General features: G+C 52.9%; 14 protein-coding genes. All 14 read left to right on the plus strand.

What is annotated here, in order from left to right; translation table 11 throughout:
• Positions 1-3 precede the first annotated feature (3 nt).
• The 14 genes from QEN43_RS20235 to QEN43_RS20300 all read left to right on the plus strand — a co-directional run bounded on the left by QEN43_RS20235 (position 4) and on the right by QEN43_RS20300 (position 17,985).
• Positions 4-1,053, plus strand: coding sequence for an XrtA/PEP-CTERM system-associated ATPase (locus QEN43_RS20235; RefSeq protein ID WP_026610043.1), 1,050 nt, complete (start codon positions 4-6; stop codon positions 1,051-1,053).
• Positions 1,054-1,251: 198 nt separating this feature from the next.
• Complete coding sequence (locus QEN43_RS20240) at positions 1,252-2,127, plus strand: XrtA system polysaccharide deacetylase (RefSeq protein ID WP_036268139.1); 876 nt, start codon at positions 1,252-1,254, stop codon at positions 2,125-2,127.
• 5 nt (positions 2,128-2,132) lie between these two features.
• Positions 2,133-3,155, plus strand: coding sequence for a FemAB family XrtA/PEP-CTERM system-associated protein (locus tag QEN43_RS20245; RefSeq protein ID WP_317963547.1), 1,023 nt, complete (start codon positions 2,133-2,135; stop codon positions 3,153-3,155).
• 16 nt (positions 3,156-3,171) lie between these two features.
• Complete coding sequence (locus tag QEN43_RS20250) at positions 3,172-4,368, plus strand: TIGR03087 family PEP-CTERM/XrtA system glycosyltransferase (protein ID WP_026610046.1); 1,197 nt, start codon at positions 3,172-3,174, stop codon at positions 4,366-4,368.
• Positions 4,365-5,942 (plus strand): exosortase A, encoded by a 1,578-nt coding sequence (xrtA, locus tag QEN43_RS20255; protein ID WP_317963548.1) that lies wholly within the window; start codon positions 4,365-4,367, stop codon positions 5,940-5,942. Before QEN43_RS20250 ends, xrtA begins: the two co-directional genes overlap by 4 nt.
• Positions 5,943-5,946: 4 nt before the next feature.
• Positions 5,947-7,092, plus strand: a complete 1,146-nt coding sequence (locus tag QEN43_RS20260) for a TIGR03088 family PEP-CTERM/XrtA system glycosyltransferase (RefSeq protein WP_026610048.1) — start codon at positions 5,947-5,949, stop codon at positions 7,090-7,092.
• Positions 7,093-7,104: 12 nt separating this feature from the next.
• Positions 7,105-8,997, plus strand: coding sequence for an XrtA/PEP-CTERM system amidotransferase (locus QEN43_RS20265; RefSeq protein WP_026610049.1), 1,893 nt, complete (start codon positions 7,105-7,107; stop codon positions 8,995-8,997).
• Between the two features lie 32 nt (positions 8,998-9,029).
• The gene (locus tag QEN43_RS20270) at positions 9,030-10,241 is read left to right on the plus strand and encodes a TIGR04063 family PEP-CTERM/XrtA system glycosyltransferase (RefSeq protein ID WP_317963549.1); all 1,212 of its coding nucleotides are present in this window, start codon (positions 9,030-9,032) and stop codon (positions 10,239-10,241) included.
• On the plus strand, positions 10,238-12,076 hold the full coding sequence (locus tag QEN43_RS20275) for an asparagine synthetase B family protein (RefSeq protein WP_235726563.1): 1,839 nt from the start codon (positions 10,238-10,240) through the stop codon (positions 12,074-12,076). Before QEN43_RS20270 ends, QEN43_RS20275 begins: the two co-directional genes overlap by 4 nt.
• A complete protein-coding gene (locus QEN43_RS20280) occupies positions 12,063-13,049 on the plus strand; it encodes a polysaccharide deacetylase family protein (RefSeq protein WP_026610051.1) in 987 nt (328 codons plus the stop codon). The genes QEN43_RS20275 and QEN43_RS20280 overlap by 14 nt, the downstream gene beginning before the upstream one ends.
• Positions 13,050-13,097: 48 nt before the next feature.
• The gene (locus QEN43_RS20285) at positions 13,098-14,192 is read left to right on the plus strand and encodes a glycosyltransferase family 4 protein (RefSeq protein WP_235726564.1); all 1,095 of its coding nucleotides are present in this window, start codon (positions 13,098-13,100) and stop codon (positions 14,190-14,192) included.
• 183 nt (positions 14,193-14,375) lie between these two features.
• A complete protein-coding gene (locus QEN43_RS20290) occupies positions 14,376-15,353 on the plus strand; it encodes a sulfotransferase (RefSeq protein WP_026610053.1) in 978 nt (325 codons plus the stop codon).
• 368 nt (positions 15,354-15,721) lie between these two features.
• Entirely contained in the window at positions 15,722-17,182 is a 1,461-nt protein-coding gene (locus QEN43_RS20295) for a lipopolysaccharide biosynthesis protein (RefSeq protein ID WP_026610054.1), read from the plus strand.
• Between the two features lie 8 nt (positions 17,183-17,190).
• Positions 17,191-17,985: a class I SAM-dependent methyltransferase gene (locus QEN43_RS20300; protein WP_051331576.1), complete on the plus strand. Its 795-nt coding sequence runs from the start codon at positions 17,191-17,193 to the stop codon at positions 17,983-17,985.
• The last annotated feature ends 87 nt before the right edge of the window (positions 17,986-18,072 follow it).

The raw sequence follows: 18,072 nt of genomic DNA on the forward strand, positions 1-18,072 counted from the left end.
TCCATGTACGATAGTTTTTACAACCTTAAGAAAAAGCCTTTTCAGCTCAATCCGGATCCGGAATTTTTTTATAACAGTGCCGTCCACAAGCGGGCATTGGCATATTTACGCTATGGTTTAGCTCAGGGTGAAGGATTCGTTGTAGTTACCGGAGAACCTGGCACCGGCAAAACGATGCTGGTAAAGGAACTGTTCAGCACGCTTCGGAATGAAAATACCGTTGCCGGTCTCATGGTGACATCCCAGGTCGGAGCCGAAGATACTCTACGGATCATCGCCGCGACCTTCGGCCTTTCCTACGATGGCGATGCGAAAGCAGTTCTACTCAAGAATTTAGAAGAATTTTTCAAACTCAAGGCCAGAGAGGGGAAACGAGTTTTATTGGTTGTCGACGAGGCGCAGAATCTCCCGGTTCAATCTTTGGAAGAGCTGCGCATGCTGCTTAATTTCGAGTCTGAAGGGCGTTCGATCTTTCAGGTTTTTTTATTGGGTCAAGACGAGCTGCGAGCGACCTTGCAAGGCGCCAAAATGGAGCAGGTGCGGCAGCGAATAACGGCCATGTATCATTTGCGACCGTTAGAGAGCGAGGAGACCAAGGAGTATATCCTTCATCGCCTCACAACGGCGGGGTGGGCGCATGATCCCGAATTTACAAACGAGGCATTCGAGGAAATCTACAGGCATACCCAAGGCGTTCCCCGAATCATCAACACCTTGTGCGATCGGCTTTTATTGTATGGATACTTAGAGGAGCTTCACATGTTAGACCTGGATTCCGTTCGTTTGGTGATCAACGAGATGGAGCAGGACGCAGTGCACGTTCAACCCTCGTCCAGCCGAGGAGCGCCTAACCTCGAGACGCCGGTGTATCCGATCGAATCCGGGCGCGCCACTCCTGTCGACGGAAGTCTGGAGGAAAGGGTCCTGCAACTCGAGAAACTGGTGTCTACCTTGCGGAAAACAGTACAAAAAGAACGAGCTTTGTTGCGAAAGGCTATCCTTTTACATCTGGATATGGATGAAATCTATAACGAACCTCTTGATGAGTCTTGAGCGGAAACAAAGGATGATGTCAGTAGTTTCGGCTCTAAGAGCCTATCCCGATTGTGCCCAATACCCTTCGACTTGACTTAAGACAGTTCCTCGACAGACTCGGGGCGACCAGCCCTACGACTGAATAAGCTCTAAAAATTTAGAAGCAAACAACGACCAAAGCGCCGTTAGCGTGATTTAAGGGGGCCAATCTTAGCTATGCAACCAGCTGCCGACAGTTCCGTTGTCAATGCGATGACGGTGGATGTTGAAGACTATTTCCATGTGTCGGCGTTCGAACCCTATATCGGACGGGATAAATGGAATGAATTACCCTGTCGCGTCGAGCGAAATACCGACCGCATACTGCAGATTTTTGCCGACTTCGAAGTACGGGCGACGTTTTTTACCCTGGGCTGGGTGGCGGAGCGTTACCCGGCGCTTATCAAGCGGATTGTGAAGGCCGGGCATGAGCTGGCCTGTCATGGCTATAGCCACGTGCGAGTGACCCAACAAACGCCCGAAGAGTTTCGGGACGACGTCTCGCGCGCAAAGGGCTTATTGGAAGATATCGGCGGTGTTCCCGTTCTGGGATACCGTGCAGCCAGCTATTCGATCGGTTCCAAAAATCTCTGGGCTTTGGAAATCCTGGAAGCATCAGGATTCCGCTACAGTTCGAGCATTTATCCGGTAAAGCATGATTTGTATGGAATGCCGGAAGCGCCGCGCTTTTCGTTTCGCCCATGCCGTTCTGATGGATTGCTAGAAATTCCCGTAACGACAGTCGAATTAGTCGGCAAGAAGTTGCCATGCGGCGGTGGCGGTTATTTTCGGTTGCTGCCTTATCGGATTTCCCGCTGGGCAATCGAACGGGTGAATCGGAAGGATCGCCAATCATGCGTGTTTTATTTTCATCCTTGGGAAATCGACCCAGACCAGCCGAGACAGCGAGGTATTGACCTTAAGACACGAGTCCGCCATTACCTGAATCTTTCTCGGACCGAGGGGCGCTTGCGTCGTCTTTTGCAGGATTTCCGCTGGAATACGATGGCTCACGTGTTTCTGTCGCCACATCACACAAATACGAGTCAATAATCGGTATGGAAATCAAGCAATTAGATGAAAGCCGCAAGTCGGATTGGGACACTTTCGTCAATAACTGTGCGGAAGCGACCTTTTTTCATCTCACCGGTTGGCGGGATGTCGTCGAACGGGCTTTTGGCCATAAGACGCATTATCTCTTCGCAGAAGACGAAGGCCGGATCGTTGGCGTCCTTCCGCTCGGCCATATCCGAAGTTTACTGTTCGGCAATGCGCTGATATCGAGCCCATTTTGCGTGTATGGCGGCGCCGTTGCCGAATCCGATTCTGTGCGCGTAGCCTTGGAGGAAGAAGCTTGCCGGCTCGCAAGAGAACTCGGAGTCGATTATTTGGAGCTTCGCAATATGAAATCACGTGGCTCCGGACGGCCGAGCAAGTCGCTCTATGTGACGTTCCGTAAAGCGCTGGACCCCGATCCTGAGAAAAATCTTGCTGCTGTCCCACGCAAGCAGCGGGCGATGATCCGCAAAGGTATTGCGGCGGGTTTGCACAGTGTCATCGATTCCGGGATCGATCGGTTTTTCGCTGCCTATTCAGAAAGCGTCCGCAATCTCGGAACTCCGGTGTTTTCGAAGCGGTATTTCGCAATCCTGAAAGAGGTATTCGGCGACGCCTGTGAAATTCTCAGTGTTGAACATCATGGGCGCGTCATTGCCAGCGTGATGAGTTTCTATTTCCGCGACGAAGTCCTTCCGTACTACGGCGGAGGAACCGAACAAGCCAGGGATCTCAAGGGTAACGATTTCATGTATTGGGAGGTCATGCGCCGGGCGACGGAAAAGGGTGTGCGCGTGTTCGACTACGGCAGGAGCAAAGTCGGCACCGGTTCCTACCGCTTCAAGACGCACTGGGGATTCGAGCCCCAACCGCTGCCTTACGAATACGAATTGGTTAAGGCGAAGACGGTACCCGAGGTCAATCCGCTCAATCCGAAATACCGTTATTTCATCGCGGCGTGGCAGCGTCTTCCTCTGCCGGTTAGCAATCTGGTGGGGCCGTGGATTTCGCGAAGCCTCGGCTAATCGGTGCAACGCCCGTATGAAGGAAATTCTGTTCCTCGCTCACAGGATTCCGTATCCGCCGAATAAAGGCGACAAGATACGGTCTTTTCACCTGCTCAAATATTTGTCGGCGTCGTATCGCGTTCATCTCGGCGCTTTCGTCGACGATCCGAACGACTGGCGTTACGTGTCTGAGGTCGCTAAGCTCTGCGGCGAAACCTGTCTTCTTCCGCTCCACTCGACACGCGCTCAGCTGAGAAGCCTCAAGGGATTGGTGGCCGGACTGCCTCTGACCGTGCCTTATTACGCCGATGCCCGCATGCGAGCTTGGGTCGGCCGGGTTTTGGGCGAGCGTCCGATTCACGCCATTTTGGTGTTTTCCTCGGCCATGGCCCAATACGTAACCGAGTATGAGTCGTTACTGCGGATCATCGATTTCGTCGACGTCGATTCCGACAAATGGCGGCAGTACGCGGCGCATAAGCCTTGGCCGATGAACTGGGTTTATCGGCGGGAGGCCGATTATTTGCTGCGTTACGAGCGCGACATCGCGAGCGCCTTCGATCGTTCGGTCTTCGTGTCGGAAAACGAGGCGAACTTGTTCAAAGCCCTCGCTCCGGAAGCGAAAGACCGAATTCTAAGTATCGAAAACGGAGTCGATACGGCTTATTTCTCGGACGTGAAAGACCATGCCAATCCTTACTCACCTGGAGAAGCGGCCGTGGTATTCACCGGGGTAATGGATTATTGGGCGAATGTAGACGCAGTGACTTGGTTCGCGCGGGACATATTTCCAGCAATTCGGCGCCGGACCGATACAGCGCGCTTTTACATCGTCGGCGCGCGTCCTGCTAATACCGTAAGGGATCTTGCCCGTATCGAGGGTGTTACGGTAACCGGTGCGGTCGACGACGTTCGCCCTTTCCTGAAGCATGCTCACTGTGTCGTTACACCTTTGAGAATCGCTCGCGGAATTCAGAACAAAGTGTTGGAAGCCATGGCCATGGGTAAATCCATCGTTTCCACGAGGGCCGCGGTTGGAGGTATCGAAGTCCAAAAGCCATTGGATCTTCTGGTTGCCGAGTCTTCCGGAGAGTGGGTCGAGCTCGTGTCGCGGATTCTTCTCGATGGTTTGCTGCCGTTCAAGTCCGAAAGAAATCGGGAGTTCGTTGTGCAACGATATGGCTGGGAGAACAGTTTTCGCCGCTTGGGCGCTCTATTGAACCGTATATGAAAATGAAAGCCGAGATTTTGACTGATTCGAAACAAATCAATCGATCGGGTGCGGTTTCGGAATGGTTCTTGGCGTCATGGATGACGGCCGTCACTGTTCTGGCTTTGCTTGGAATCTATCATTCGACGTTTATGTCGATGGTGGTGATCTGGTGGCGTTCTCAAACGTTCGCACACGGTTTTATCATCTTCCCGATCAGCCTATGGCTCATCTGGCGGGAGCGCAGCGAGATCGTGCGGCTTACTCCGCGACCGGACTACCGCGCCCTGGCTTTGCTGGTCTTGCTCGGATTCGCATGGCTTGCGGCGAGGCTCGTCGACGTGCTCGTGATCGAGCAGTTCATGCTGGTCGTGATGATTCCAACGCTCGTTTGGCTGCTGCTGGGGTGGACAGTACTGTCGAGGTTGGCGTTTCCCCTTGGATTTCTTCTGTTTGCCGTACCAGTTGGCGAAGCGCTCGTTCCGACTTTGATGGACTTGACCGCCGACATCACCGTCAAGTTGCTTAAGATTACCGGTATTCCGGTTTATCGGGAAGGAAGGTTTTTCAGCATACCTAGCGGCGATTGGTCGGTCGTCGAGGCTTGCAGCGGTATACGCTACCTAATCGCCTCGCTCACACTCGGTTTGCTTTATGCCTATCTGAGCTATCGGTCGATGATTCGCCGGTTGGCTTTCATCGCGTTGGCAGTGGGTTTTCCCATAATCGCCAATGGATTACGCGCCTATATGATCGTGATGATAGGCCATCTGAGCGATATGAAGTTAGCGGTGGGCGTGGACCATTTCATTTATGGCTGGATATTTTTCGGCGTCATCATGCTGATCATGTTTTGGATCGGCTCGTTTTGGAGAGAGCCCGGACGGATGGATGCCGAAATGCCATCCCATTCGAGCAAAATTTCCAGCGATCGCGTCGACGGCGGGAGATTCGCGAGAACTGCGGTCATTGCTGCACTCGTTGCGGCGTTTTGGCCGGCTAGGGCGGCCTATATTGAATCGCTGGTGAGCAAGACGGCCACCTCCGTGGATATCGAGCTGCCGAAAGCGATTGGCTCTTGGCAAACCGTCGAGGCTTTCACGGACTGGAAGCCCGGCTATGTAGGCCCGGACGTCACGATCGCCTCGCATTATCGCAGCGGTGCCGACACGGTCGGTTTGTACGTGATGTATTACCGCTATCAAGAGCAGGGCGGCGAACTCATCAATTCTCAAAATGTTCTTATCGCGCCAAGCAACCGTCGTGAATGGAAGATGCTCGAGGAAAAACTGCGGGACGTGCGTCTGTTCGGCGCTCCCGTTAAGGTCCTTCAAGGAAAGATTCATTCCGCGCACCAAAGGCTGCTGACTTGGCGTTGGAATTGGATAGCCGGACAGTACACAGCAAACGATTATGTCGGGAAATTGCTCGAAGCCAAGGATAAGCTTCTCGGCGTCATGAGAGACGGAGCGGCGCTGATTGTGTTCACGCCGTACGATGAGGATATCCAGTCGGCGTCCGATGTGCTGCAACGCTTCGTCGATGACGCTTTGCCGTCGCTCGAGTTGAGCCTGAACAAGGCGGCCGAGTCTTAATTCCGTGAAATCACCGCCGCTTGTCGCTCACATCATCTACCGCTTAGGTATAGGCGGTTTGGAAAATGGTCTGGTGAATCTGATCAATCGGACGCCGCATGACCGTTACCGGCACGCCATTATCTGTCTCAAGGATGCGACTGCCTTCAGGGAGCGGGTGGCAGGCGATGTCCCCGTATACGAATTGCATCGCAGCGAAGGCCAGGACTTTGGGGTTTATGGGCGGATTTACCGGCTGCTGCGTCAGCTCGAGCCCAGCATCGTACACACCCGCAATCTGGCTGCATTGGAGTGTCAGATACCGGCTTGGTTGGCGCGAGTTCCCGGTAGGGTGCACGGTGAGCACGGATGGGATGTGTTCGATCCGGACGGCACGAACCGTAAATATCAATGGCTTCGGCGATGTGTGCGGCCTTTTGTGCACCGCTATATTCCACTGTCTCGCCATTTGGAAACTTACCTCCGGGAAAAGATCTTCGTTCCCGAAGAGAAAGTGACCCGTATCTGTAACGGTGTCGACACGTCGGTGTTTTACCCGGCGCCTGGCGGCAAGTCCATGATTTCGGGTTGCCCTTTTGACAGCCGTGAGAATCAAGTGCTGATCGGAACGGTGGGTCGCATGCACGGTGTCAAAGATCAGCTCACGCTGGTCAGGGCTTTTATGAGGCTGCTCGAACGACGGCCCGAATTCCGTGCGACAGCGCGTCTTGTGCTCGTCGGGGAGGGCCCGTTACGCGAGGAAGCACGGCAGGTATTGGGGGAGGCTGCTCTGGAACGTTTCGCCTGGTTGCCGGGAGAACGTTCCGATGTCGCTGATATACTGCGCGGTTTGGATATTTTCGTGCTGCCTTCACGAGCGGAAGGCATATCGAATACGATCCTCGAGGCCATGGCATCCGGTTTGCCGGTGATTGCTACCGAGGTCGGCGGCAATCCGGAACTCGTGGTACACGGCGTTACCGGGCTCTTGGTGCCCAAGGAAGATTCCGACGCTATGGCGACGGCGATGGAAGCTTACCTGGATAACACGTCGATGATAGCGGCTCACGGTGCTGCGGGGCAAAAACGCGTGGCCGAGTCGTTCAGTTTGGACGGAATGGTCAGCCGTTATCTCGCGCTTTATGACGAATTATTGAATAGAAGGCACTGAGGAACAGACAGCATGTGTGGAATCGTTGGCATCTTCGACAGGTTCGGGCGGGAAGAGATCGACCGCGAGCTGCTCGGGCGCATGAACGAGAGCCAATTCCATCGAGGACCCGACGGAGGAGGACTGTATACCGAGCCCGGTCTCGGATTCGGCCATAGGCGGTTGTCCATCATCGATCTTTCGAACGGGCAGCAACCGTTCTTCAATAAGGACAAAACCGTCGTCGTCACGTATAACGGCGAAATCTATAACTTCCAGGATATACGGGCCGAACTGGAAACGCTCGGTTACCGTTTCGAAACCCATTGCGATACCGAAGTCATCGTTTACGCCTGGGAAGCATGGGGCGAATCCTGCGTGGACCGGTTTCGCGGCATGTTCGCCTTCGCGATTTGGGATCGCCCGCGCGAGACGCTATTTCTCGCTCGAGACCGATTAGGCGTAAAACCTTTGTACTATGCCGATCTTCCCAATGGCAAATTCGTCTTCGGCTCGGAACTGAAAGCCCTGCTGGCCCATCCGGATGTGCCGCGAAAAATCGATCCCACCGCCGTGGAAGATTACTTCGCTTACGGCTATGTGCCCGACCCGAAAAGTATCTTCAGCGGTGTCCGCAAGCTGGCTCCGGGCTTCCGCCTGACACTCAGGCGCGGCGAGCCGAACTGCTGGCCAGAGTGCTATTGGGACGTGCCGTTCGTGGCGAACGGCCGCTTGACCGAAGAACAGGCCATGGCAGAGTTGCTCGAACGGTTAAAAGAGGCTGTCCGCATTCGGCTCGTCGCGGATGTACCCTTGGGGGCTTTCTTGTCCGGTGGGGTTGATTCCAGCGCCGTCGTAGCCATGATGGCGGGCTTGTCCGCCGACCCGGTTAATACTTGCTCGATTTCTTTCGGCGATCCTGCTTTCAATGAGGCGCGCTATGCGCAGATGGTGGCGGACCGCTACCGCACGCGCCATCGCGTAAAACAGGTCGATCCGGACGATTTTTCCCTGATCGACCGCCTTGCGGGATTGTACGACGAACCCTACGCCGACAGTTCTGCGCTGCCGACGTATCGTGTTTGCGAGCTAGCGCGTCAGGAGGTTACGGTGGCGCTGTCGGGGGACGGGGGCGACGAAAATCTGGCTGGTTACCGCCGCTATCGGTGGCATACGTACGAGGAGCGGATTCGTTCGCTGCTGCCTTTAGGTGTTCGCCGCCCGCTGTTCGGACTGCTCGGCCGGGTTTACCCTAAGGCGGATTGGGCACCGAAAATTTTTCGTGCTAAGTCCACCTTCGAGTCTCTCGCTCGCGACACGGTAGAAGGTTACTTTCATTCGGTTTCATTGCTCCCGGATAGCCTGCGTCGGGATCGGATGTTCAGCGCCGAGTTCAAACGCTGCTTGCAAGGCTATCAAGCGGTCGAGGTGCTGCGCCAGCATGCCGAATCGGCACCTACCCGGCATCCGTTGTCGCTGGTTCAGTATTTGGATATGAAAACCTATTTGCCCGGAGACATTCTCACGAAAGTTGACCGGGCGAGCATGGCACACGCCCTGGAAGTTCGGGTCCCGTTGCTCGATCACAAGCTCGTCGAATGGATTTCGGGGCTCGCGCCCGACTTGAAACTCAAGGCCCGGGAAGGAAAATATGTGTTCAAAAAGTCGATGGAACGGTACTTGCCGGGCGACATTCTTTACCGTCCAAAAATGGGGTTTGCAGTGCCCTTGGCCGCGTGGTTCAGAGGGCCGCTCAAACAACGGGTCCGGGACGCTGTACTTGGGCCGGTTATGGCAGGATCGGGCGTGTTCGACATGGATTTTCTCAAAACGATGCTGGACCAGCATCAAGCAGGCCTGCGCGACTACAGCGCAGGGTTGTGGTCGTTGCTGATGTATGAATCCTTTTTACGCCGATACGCCTGACCACCTCCGATAAAAATAATAAAAGGGTAGCCATGCGCATTCTTCATGTACTCGACCATTCGATCCCGCTGCATAGCGGTTACACGTTCCGAACCCGCGCCATATTGGAGCAGCAGAGGGCGCTAGGTTTGGAAACTTTTCATATTACTTCGGCTAAGCACAAAGGCGCCGATGTCCTGGTCGAGGAGGTGGAAGGCTTTCGCTTTTACCGAACGGCTCAAGCGAAAGGCTTTTTCTCGTCACTGCCCGTACTGAACCAGTTTTCGATCGTCAACAGCCTGGCGGAACGGATCGGGGAAACTGTAGAGGAAGTAAAGCCGGATATCATCCACGCTCACTCGCCCGTGTTGAACGGGTTGGCGGCGCTGCGCGTAGCCCAATGGTCGGCTTTGCCGGTGGTCTATGAATGCCGGGCCTTCTGGGAGGATGCAGCGGTTGACCATGGTACCGCTCGGGCGGGAGGTTTGCGCTATCGTGTGACCCGCGCGCTCGAGACATACGTTTTCCAGAGGGTCAATGCTGTTACGACGATCTGCGAGGGACTCAAGAGGGACATCGTCGGGCGCGGAATTCCCGAGCAGAAGGTGACTATCATACCGAATGCCGTCGATATCAACCGTTTTTCTCTGAGCGGTCCGGCAGACGTGGAACTGAAGCAGCGCCTGGGGCTCGAGGAAAGCATTGTGCTTGGGTTCATAGGGTCCTTCTACGCATACGAAGGGCTCATGCTGTTGTTGGAAGGGCTCCGCAAGATTCTTGAAGTCAAGCCTGAGGTTCGGCTGTTGTTGGTGGGTGGCGGGCCGCAGGAAAACTTGCTCAAACAGCACGCGCAAGAGCTCGGATTATCCGGAAAAGTGATTTTTTTGGGGCGCGTACCTCACGACCAGATTCAAAAATATTACGACCAGGTGGATTTGTTCGTATATCCCAGGCTGTCCATGCGCTTGACTGAACTGGTTACACCCTTGAAACCGCTGGAAGCGCTGGCTCAGGGGAAGCTCGTAATCGCTTCCGATGTAGGGGGGCATCGGGAGCTGATCCGTCATGGCGAAACGGGGTGGTTATTCAAAGCCGGCGATCCGAGCGCTTTGGCGGACGCAGTTGTCAACGCGCTGGATCATCGGGACGAATGGTCACGATTCAGAGTGGCGGGTAGGGAGTTTGTCGAGAGAGAACGCACTTGGGCACACAGCGTTGCGCGTTACAAACCCATCTATGACAGACTGTTGAGTCGAAATCTATGATCATGCGAGATGTTGTGGGTTGGTATCAGTCGTCCTCCGATCCCGGAACGACTGCGGAGTTTCTCGATCGCTTCCGGAATCGCAGCGCTCGACCCGACTCGGTCCGTGCCGTCACTGGCGAAAAGATCAGCTGCGTGGGGCCGGAAGGCGCACTCTATCAGTCGGATGATGGTTCGATCGTTGCGGTCGTCGTCGGCCGACCATACTGGAAGAATCCACGTTACGCGGAGATAGCGTCAAGCAGCAGCGTGACACAATCGGTTGCAGAAGCGTACCGCGCCGATCCCGACGGGTTTCTCAATGACCTGTATGGGGGGTTTGTGCTCGCCGTCATCGACGCTGGACAGCGAAAGATTACTCTGGCGCTTGATCGCATCGGGCAACGCCATCTTTATTACGCAGCTACATCCGAAGGGTTGGTGTTCGCGACTAGCGCGGACGACGTGGTGCATCACCCAGACGTGAAGCGCGATCTTTCGCTGCAAGCGTTGTTCGATTACGTTTATTTTCACCATTGCCCGAGCCCCGGCTCCATCTATGCGAACGTCAACAAACTCGAGGGAGGCGAGTGCCTAGTCTGGTGCAATGGATCGGTAAATCGCCGCTACTACTGGCTGCCTCAATTTACCGAGAACGGCGGTGCTACGGTCGAGCGCGAAGGAGCGAAACTTCTCGAGATCCTTGCACAAGCGGTGCGGCGGGAAACGCGCGGTGTTTCCAAAGTGGGGGCGTTCCTGAGCGGTGGTCTCGACAGTTCCACGGTTTCGGGGCTATTGGCCCGGGAAAACGGAGGCGCCGATACATTTTCCATTGGTTTTTCGGTGGAGGGCTACGACGAAATCGCCTACGCGCGCACCGCCGCCGAGCATTTCAATACCCGACAGCATGAATATTATGTGACGCCGGACGATGCGGTGAACGCCATTCCGTTGGTGGCGGCTGGCTGTGATGAGCCTTTCGGCAATTCATCCGCATTGCCGGCCTATTTCTGCGCGAAGCTGGCGCGCGACCACGGCGTAGAGCGTTTGTTGGGCGGCGATGGCGGCGACGAACTATTCGCCGGTAATGAACGATATGCCAAGCAACTCCTGTTCGAACGTTATTGGAAAGTCCCCGCTCCGTTTCGAAAGGCACTCGAATCTGGGCTGAACCGAGTGCCACCAGCCTTACAGCTAGGTTTCGTTCGAAAAGCGGGAAGGTATATCGAGCAAGCTGCCACGCCGTTGCCGGATCGACTGCAGGACTACAACTTTCTGCATCGCCACGACGTGCGTGACATCTTTCATCCGGATCTGTTAGCCGTAGTCGATACGAGCGCGCCTCTGGCGGTCCAACGAGCGTATTACCACAGGCCAAACGGGGCCTCTTCGCTCAACCGGATGCTTTATCTGGATTGGAAAATCACACTGCACGACAACGACTTGGTAAAGGTCAACCGGATGTGCGAATTGGCCGGGGTGGATGTCGCCTATCCCATGCTGGACGATGCCGTGATCGAGCTGTCTTGCCAGATTCCATCCAATGCCAAGCTGAAAGCCAATCAGCTGCGATGGTTCTACAAGAGGGCGATGCGGGGATTTCTGCCGGCCCGGATCATCGACAAATCGAAGCACGGCTTCGGTCTGCCTTTCGGCATCTGGCTGCAGAATCATGCCGCGCTCAAAGCGCTGGCCTACGGTAGCATCGAGCAGCTCAAAGGGCGCGGCTATTTCCGCACAGAATTTCTGGACCACGCGATCGCTATGCACCAGTCGGTTCACGCCGCTTACTACGGTGAATTGATCTGGATATTGATGATGCTGGAACTTTGGTTTCAGAGTCATGGCATCCGTTAATCCTTCGATCGAAAACGCGGCGCTTGCCCTCTTGAAGGCGGTAGGCGGTTTCATGTGCGGCTTCGGCCGACGGCGCAAGCTCGCCATCCTGATTTACCATCGCGTGTTGAGCGAGCCCGATTTCATGCGCCCTGACGAGATCGATGTTTTTACTTTCGCCTGGCAAATGGAACTCCTGGCGCGTTATTTCAACGTGATGCCATTGGCGGATGCCGTGGATCGCCTGCAGCGCGGTGATTTGCCGCCGCGAGCGGCATGCATAACCTTCGATGACGGTTACGCGGATAACGCAACCGTAGCGCTGCCGATTCTTAAGAGATGGAACCTTCCGGCGACTTTTTTTATCGCGGCGGGATTCCTCGACGGTGGGCGCATGTGGAACGATACCGTGCTGGAAACGGTTCGCAGGTTGGACGGTGAACGTCTGGATCTTTCGCAAATAGGGCAGGGTGTGCATGCAATCGGAACGCCCGAAGAGAAGTCCCGGACGGGGTATCGATTATTAAATCGCCTCAAGCACTTGCCGCCTCGCCAGCGGGCGGAGTACGTCGATTATATTGCTTCACGGGTTGACGGATTGCCGGACGATTTGATGATGTCGTCCGCGCAGGTCAAAGCCCTGCATGCGGACGGCATGGAGATAGGCGGACACACGATGAGCCATCCGATTTTGGCCAATTTGTCCGAAGATGAAGCCCGCAAAGAGATCGCCGAGGGCAAGGACAAGCTCGAAGCGATCATCAAAGAGCGGATTCGCTTTTTTGCCTATCCGAACGGCAAGCCAGTAAAGGATTACAAGCCGGAGCAGGTTGGAATGGTTAGAGACCTGGGGTTTCAGGCGGCGGTCTCTACCACTTGGGGCGTCGCATGTAACCGAAGCGATATTTTACAGTTGCCGAGATTTACGCCCTGGGATCGTTCGCCGACAAAGTTCATGGCCAGGCTGGTCGCCAATTTCTCTCGAGCCGCTTAAACGATGTCGGAAAGAGAGGCTGAACCATCTCGTCCAGGGGAAACTCTGTTGCGCGTTGGTCTAGTGGGACCGCTGCCGCCTCCATCCGGCGGTATGGCGAATCAGACTCGGCAACTCATGGAATTGCTCAGGTCACGCGGCATCGATGTCATCCTCGTGCAGACGAATGAGCCCTATCGTCCGGCATGGGTGGGGAAATTTAGAGGTATTCGAGCCATCCCGCGCCTGATCGCTTACATCGCCAAACTCCGACGTGTAGCGACGCAGGTCGACGTGCTGCACATCATGGCGAACTCGGGATGGTCATGGCATTTGTTCGCCGCTCCCGCCTTGTGGACGGCGTGGTTTTATAAAGTTCCGGCGGTACTCAATTATCGGGGAGGAGAGGCCGAGCGTTTCTTCAGCCGCTCATTTCGCTTGGTGAGACCGAGTCTCGAGAAGGCGAGCCTGATAGTCGTTCCGTCCGGATTTTTGAAAGCAGTATTCGGGCGTTTTGGTGTCGATACGACTATAGTGCCGAACATCGTCAATCTCAGGCGTTTCGGGCCGAGATCCGAACTGTCTGCAATCGATCCATCAAGGCCACACATCGTCGTTGCGAGGAATCTAGAACCGATCTACGGGCTTACGACTGCAATCCGTGCTTTTGCGTTGTTGCTTCAGGAAAAGCCGGAAGCGCGGCTTTCCATCGCGGGTTCGGGGCCACAGCGGCGGGTACTGGAAGACTTGGCATCGCAGTTGGGGATCAGTGAAAACGTGACCTTCACTGGGCGGTTGAGTCCGGAGGAGATGGCCGATCTATACCGAAAGTGCGATGTCATGCTGAATCCAAGCACGGTCGACAACATGCCTAATTCGGTTCTGGAAGCCTTGGCTGCCGGCTTGCCAGTAGTAAGCACCAATGTCGGCGGAGTGCCTTACATCGTCGAGAATAAAAAAACAGCCATGCTGGTCGACCCCGAAGATCCAACCGCGATGGCGGAAAGCTTGCTACGTGTGATATCGGATGCTTCTTTGTATCGCACGTTAGCTGAAAATGGCCTTGCGCATGTCGCCAAGTTCGACGTCGACGCAATCCTCCCCCTATGGATTGACATTTACCGAGTACTAGCGAAACCGAAAATCTGTTCCATACACACGTGATAACAGGAAAAATTATCAGGAAGCCCCACAACGGCCCTTTTACTCAAGGAAACAAGGGGTCAAGTTATTTTAAATAAGTCCTCTAAGAGAATGATCTTTTCGATGGGGAATTAATCAGATCTTCAATAATTGACGGTTAATAGTTAAATACCGTCGAACTTTAAAATCAATAATGAGGGCGGAATGGTGGATCCGAAAAAACTGATCATTTTAGTGGGCATGCCGCGGTCCGGGACAACGTGGATCGGAAAACTATTCGACAGCCATCCTGATGTTTTGTATTTGCACGAACCGGATTCAATCCGCCCTTTGAATAATATATTACCTTTACTGCCAGACAAGGATTATGATGCCAACGTAACTGGCGAACTGAACGAGTATTTGGACGGAATTCTTACCGCCTGTCCCATCCAATGTTGCGCAAAGTTGCCGATTTTTCCAAAGCACTATAGGAAACGAACCGAAAATCTTTTATTTAAGGGTAGAATATACCTAAACAAACTGGGCGAGTCGCTACTCGGGCGTATCCGACAGATAGACGTTAGTTCCGCCGTTAATTCCGATACGCGTATCGTTTGGAAATCTATTGAATCCTTGGGGAGAGTCGGCAGCTTTATTGAAGGATTAAAGGGTTGTAAGGCGATTGTCATACTGCGCCATCCTTGCGGATATGTCGCCTCAGTACTGCGCGGAGAAGCCAACCGTAATTTTTCCGATTCGTGCCCATCCGCCGAAGACTGGGATTTATTTGAGCTCTTGTTGAACTCAGCGCAAGCCCGGGCACTCGGGCTCACGATGGACGACCTGCGGCGGTTGCCGCCGGAAGCGCGGCTTACGTGGAAATGGATCGTTTTCAACGAAAAAGCACTTTCCTTTCTCGAAATTGAGGATCGGCTTACTGTCGTGAAATACGAAGATCTCTGTGAATCCCCCGATGTTACCTGCCGTTTACTCTTTGAGTGGGCAGGCTTGTCGTGGAATCCACAGACAGAAGCGTTTCTCTCCGGCACGATTTCAAAGCATGATGACGGTTTTTACAGCGTATATCGGAATCCATCACTGGCAGCCAGGAAATGGACAGAAGAGCTTTCTGACACTCAAGTGAAAAATGTATTTAGTATGCTCGAAAAGTCGAGGTTATCGGAATATTACCGGGCTTAAAGCGATCGTAACAGGTGATGGTATGCTGATCAATTTAGCGGAGAAAGCGTTATGATTAAAAACCGGCGCTCGCTTGCGTGCCTCGAAGATTAATGAGTGGAACTTTATTTAATGAATACCTGCGAATCGGCCGTCGACTATTGGGGATCGGCCGACCGGCACTACGATACGGCTTGTGGCTTGCATCATACGGGCATCGAGACCATTGCCCGCCTTGAAAACGCAGACGGAGTTGTCGAGACTCTGCGGCACTTCCTAGATCGAATGCGGAGTAGAACTCGATTAGTACTAATAGAAATCGTGGCAGCCTCTGATCGTCCCAACCTGACAGGACAACTGTCGGCACTGCTTAAACAGATCTCTTTCCCATGACTGTTATTCGCCGAGCACTCATCATCTCGTTCGTCGAACGCTATGGCTTGGTAGCATTAGCTCTGGTTTCCAATATTCTGGTCGCGCGTCTATTAACACCCGCCGAAATTGGCCTTTACTCGGTTTCGTTGGCCATCATCAGTATCGGCCAGGTAGTTCGTGATTTTGGTATCGGGAGTTACCTGATACAGGAAAAAAATCTCACTGAGGCGCATATTAGAACTGCTTTTGGGATATCTCTGACCATTGGTTTCGGGCTTTTTGGAATATTTCACATAGGGGCGCCACATATAAGCCGGTTTTACAATAATGAGGATATGAGCGAGCTTATTAAGCTCATTTCGTTGAACTTTCTGCTCCTACCGTTCTGCTCCATTTCTGTGTCATTGCTACGCAGGGAAATGCAGTTCGGTCGTCTAATGTTCGTTAATTTGACCGGTGGTGTTGTCGGCTTCATTGTAACAATATACTCTGCTTTGACCGGCCATGGTGCCGAAAGCCCTGCTTTTGGTGCCATCGCATCGAATGTTTCGATAGGCATAACTTCCTGGCTGGCGCGTAAGGCTCATAAAATGTTGCTGCCGGGTTTTTCAGAGTGGCGGAGCATCGCCAGGTTCGGCGGGCAAAGCAGCTTGGCCGCAATAGTCACCTCTATAGCGATGGATATTAACGATCTCGTTGTCGGAAAAGTGATGGATTTCACCTCGGTGGCTATAATGAGCCGAGCACAAGGACTGATGAACCTATTTCATCGCGACACAATGCTTGCCATCCGCAACGTAGCTTTTCCGGCTTTCGCCAAAGCTTATCGAGAAGGGGAGAATCTGGAAGAACGCTACATTAAGAGTGTCGCCGCGGTAACTGCGGTGGCTTGGCCGTTTTACGGATTCATTGCACTTTATCCACTTGAGATATTACGAGTGATGTTTGGCCCGCAATGGGATGCCGCAGCTGAGCTAGTGCCTATATTTTCTTTGGCCGGCGCTATTGCGTCTACATTTACTTTGATTCCCAGTGTGGTCTTAGCTACCGGACGGGTAGCGATTACCACAAGAATGGAATTAATACTTCAACCGGTTCGCGCGGGCCTAATTATCAGCGCAGCAATTTTTTATAAAACGGTTTGGGCTTGTGCAATCGGGTTTCTAATTGCTTTTTCTTTGGCTGTTCCGTTGTTTTATTATTTTAAAGCCAAATGTATTCGAAATAACTTTAAAAGCTTATTAAAAGAACTTTGGTTAAGCGCTAAAATAACTACCTTCTGTCTGGCATTGCCCGCTGGTTTAGATTATTACTTAACTAACAAGGGGTTTCAATTGGCCAATTTTTGGCATTTATTTAGCCTTGGGTGTTTAACTGGATTCATGTGGCTAATTGCATTATTCCTTTTCAAACACCCATTGACTGCAGCTCTTTCATTTCAGAAAACTGCAGCTAAAAATCCGTTTTCAGCCTGAAGATTTGCATGGAATCCTTATTCATATACCTAAATCTATCAATAATTGCCCTGCTTCTATTTATCTTTTCAATAGTGGCGCTATGTTTTTATAAGGTACGTAAGATACATCTTGCGTCTTACCAGATCGTAAGTGATCTTGCAAAGATCAGGCGCGAAACCGATTCTCTTTTCAACCAAATACAGGCTTTGTTAGCATTGGAGCGAAAATTAGGATTACCCGAAGCGCTTCCGCCAATGCGCGGATGGGCGGGGTCTCCGGATTTTTTGCTCAACGTTGCTAATGAAATTTTGGTTCGAAAGCCCAAAATTATTATGGAATGCAGTTCTGGAGTATCCACAATTGTTGCTGCTCGTTGCGCGCAAATAAACGGAATTGGCCATGTATATAGTCTTGAACATGATCCAGAATACTCGAATGCCACGCGAAAGCTTCTGGCGCAATACGGGCTCTCAGATTGGGCAACAGTATTAGATGCGCCACTTGTAACCAAGGTTACAGCAACTCCTTGGTATGATGAAGAAGTCATACCTCAATCTTTAAAGGCTATTGAAATACTAATTATCGATGGTCCTCCATCCTCAATCGCACCATTGGCCAGATATCCAGCCTTACCCAGGTTAAGAGAGCGGATGGCGGTCAACAGTTTGATAATTGCTGATGATACGTTTCGTCCTGATGAACAGGAAATGCTAAGGCGCTGGCAAGTGGAATTCCCTGAATTCCGACAGAGACAAGTATATTCCGAAAAAGGTTGCACATTGCTTGAAAGGGATAACACGCACAAAATAAGCCAGGAATAATCATATGGGTCAGATGCCAATTACATCAAAACCGGATGGGCTCTCGGTAAAATCCTAAAATAAAGAAGTATGAAAAATCTCCTGATT

The organism is Methylocaldum szegediense (assembly GCF_949769195.1).
In the GTDB taxonomy this organism is placed as follows: Bacteria; Pseudomonadota; Gammaproteobacteria; order Methylococcales; family Methylococcaceae; genus Methylocaldum; species Methylocaldum szegediense.

Bases quoted from the DNA above. Each gene is read 5' to 3' on its own strand.
- QEN43_RS20280 (WP_026610051.1), top strand. From the start codon at position 12,063: ATGGCATCCGTTAATCCTTCGATCGAAAACGCGGCGCTTGCCCTCTTG.
- QEN43_RS20275 (WP_235726563.1), top strand. From the start codon at position 10,238: ATGATCATGCGAGATGTTGTGGGTTGGTATCAGTCGTCCTCCGATCCC.
- QEN43_RS20295 (WP_026610054.1), top strand. From the start codon at position 15,722: ATGACTGTTATTCGCCGAGCACTCATCATCTCGTTCGTCGAACGCTAT.
- QEN43_RS20240 (WP_036268139.1), top strand. From the start codon at position 1,252: ATGCAACCAGCTGCCGACAGTTCCGTTGTCAATGCGATGACGGTGGAT.
- QEN43_RS20300 (WP_051331576.1), top strand. From the start codon at position 17,191: ATGGAATCCTTATTCATATACCTAAATCTATCAATAATTGCCCTGCTT.
- QEN43_RS20270 (WP_317963549.1), top strand. From the start codon at position 9,030: ATGCGCATTCTTCATGTACTCGACCATTCGATCCCGCTGCATAGCGGT.
- xrtA (WP_317963548.1), top strand. From the start codon at position 4,365: ATGAAAATGAAAGCCGAGATTTTGACTGATTCGAAACAAATCAATCGA.
- QEN43_RS20245 (WP_317963547.1), top strand. From the start codon at position 2,133: ATGGAAATCAAGCAATTAGATGAAAGCCGCAAGTCGGATTGGGACACT.
- QEN43_RS20265 (WP_026610049.1), top strand. From the start codon at position 7,105: ATGTGTGGAATCGTTGGCATCTTCGACAGGTTCGGGCGGGAAGAGATC.
- QEN43_RS20290 (WP_026610053.1), top strand. From the start codon at position 14,376: ATGGTGGATCCGAAAAAACTGATCATTTTAGTGGGCATGCCGCGGTCC.
- QEN43_RS20235 (WP_026610043.1), top strand. From the start codon at position 4: ATGTACGATAGTTTTTACAACCTTAAGAAAAAGCCTTTTCAGCTCAAT.
- QEN43_RS20250 (WP_026610046.1), top strand. From the start codon at position 3,172: ATGAAGGAAATTCTGTTCCTCGCTCACAGGATTCCGTATCCGCCGAAT.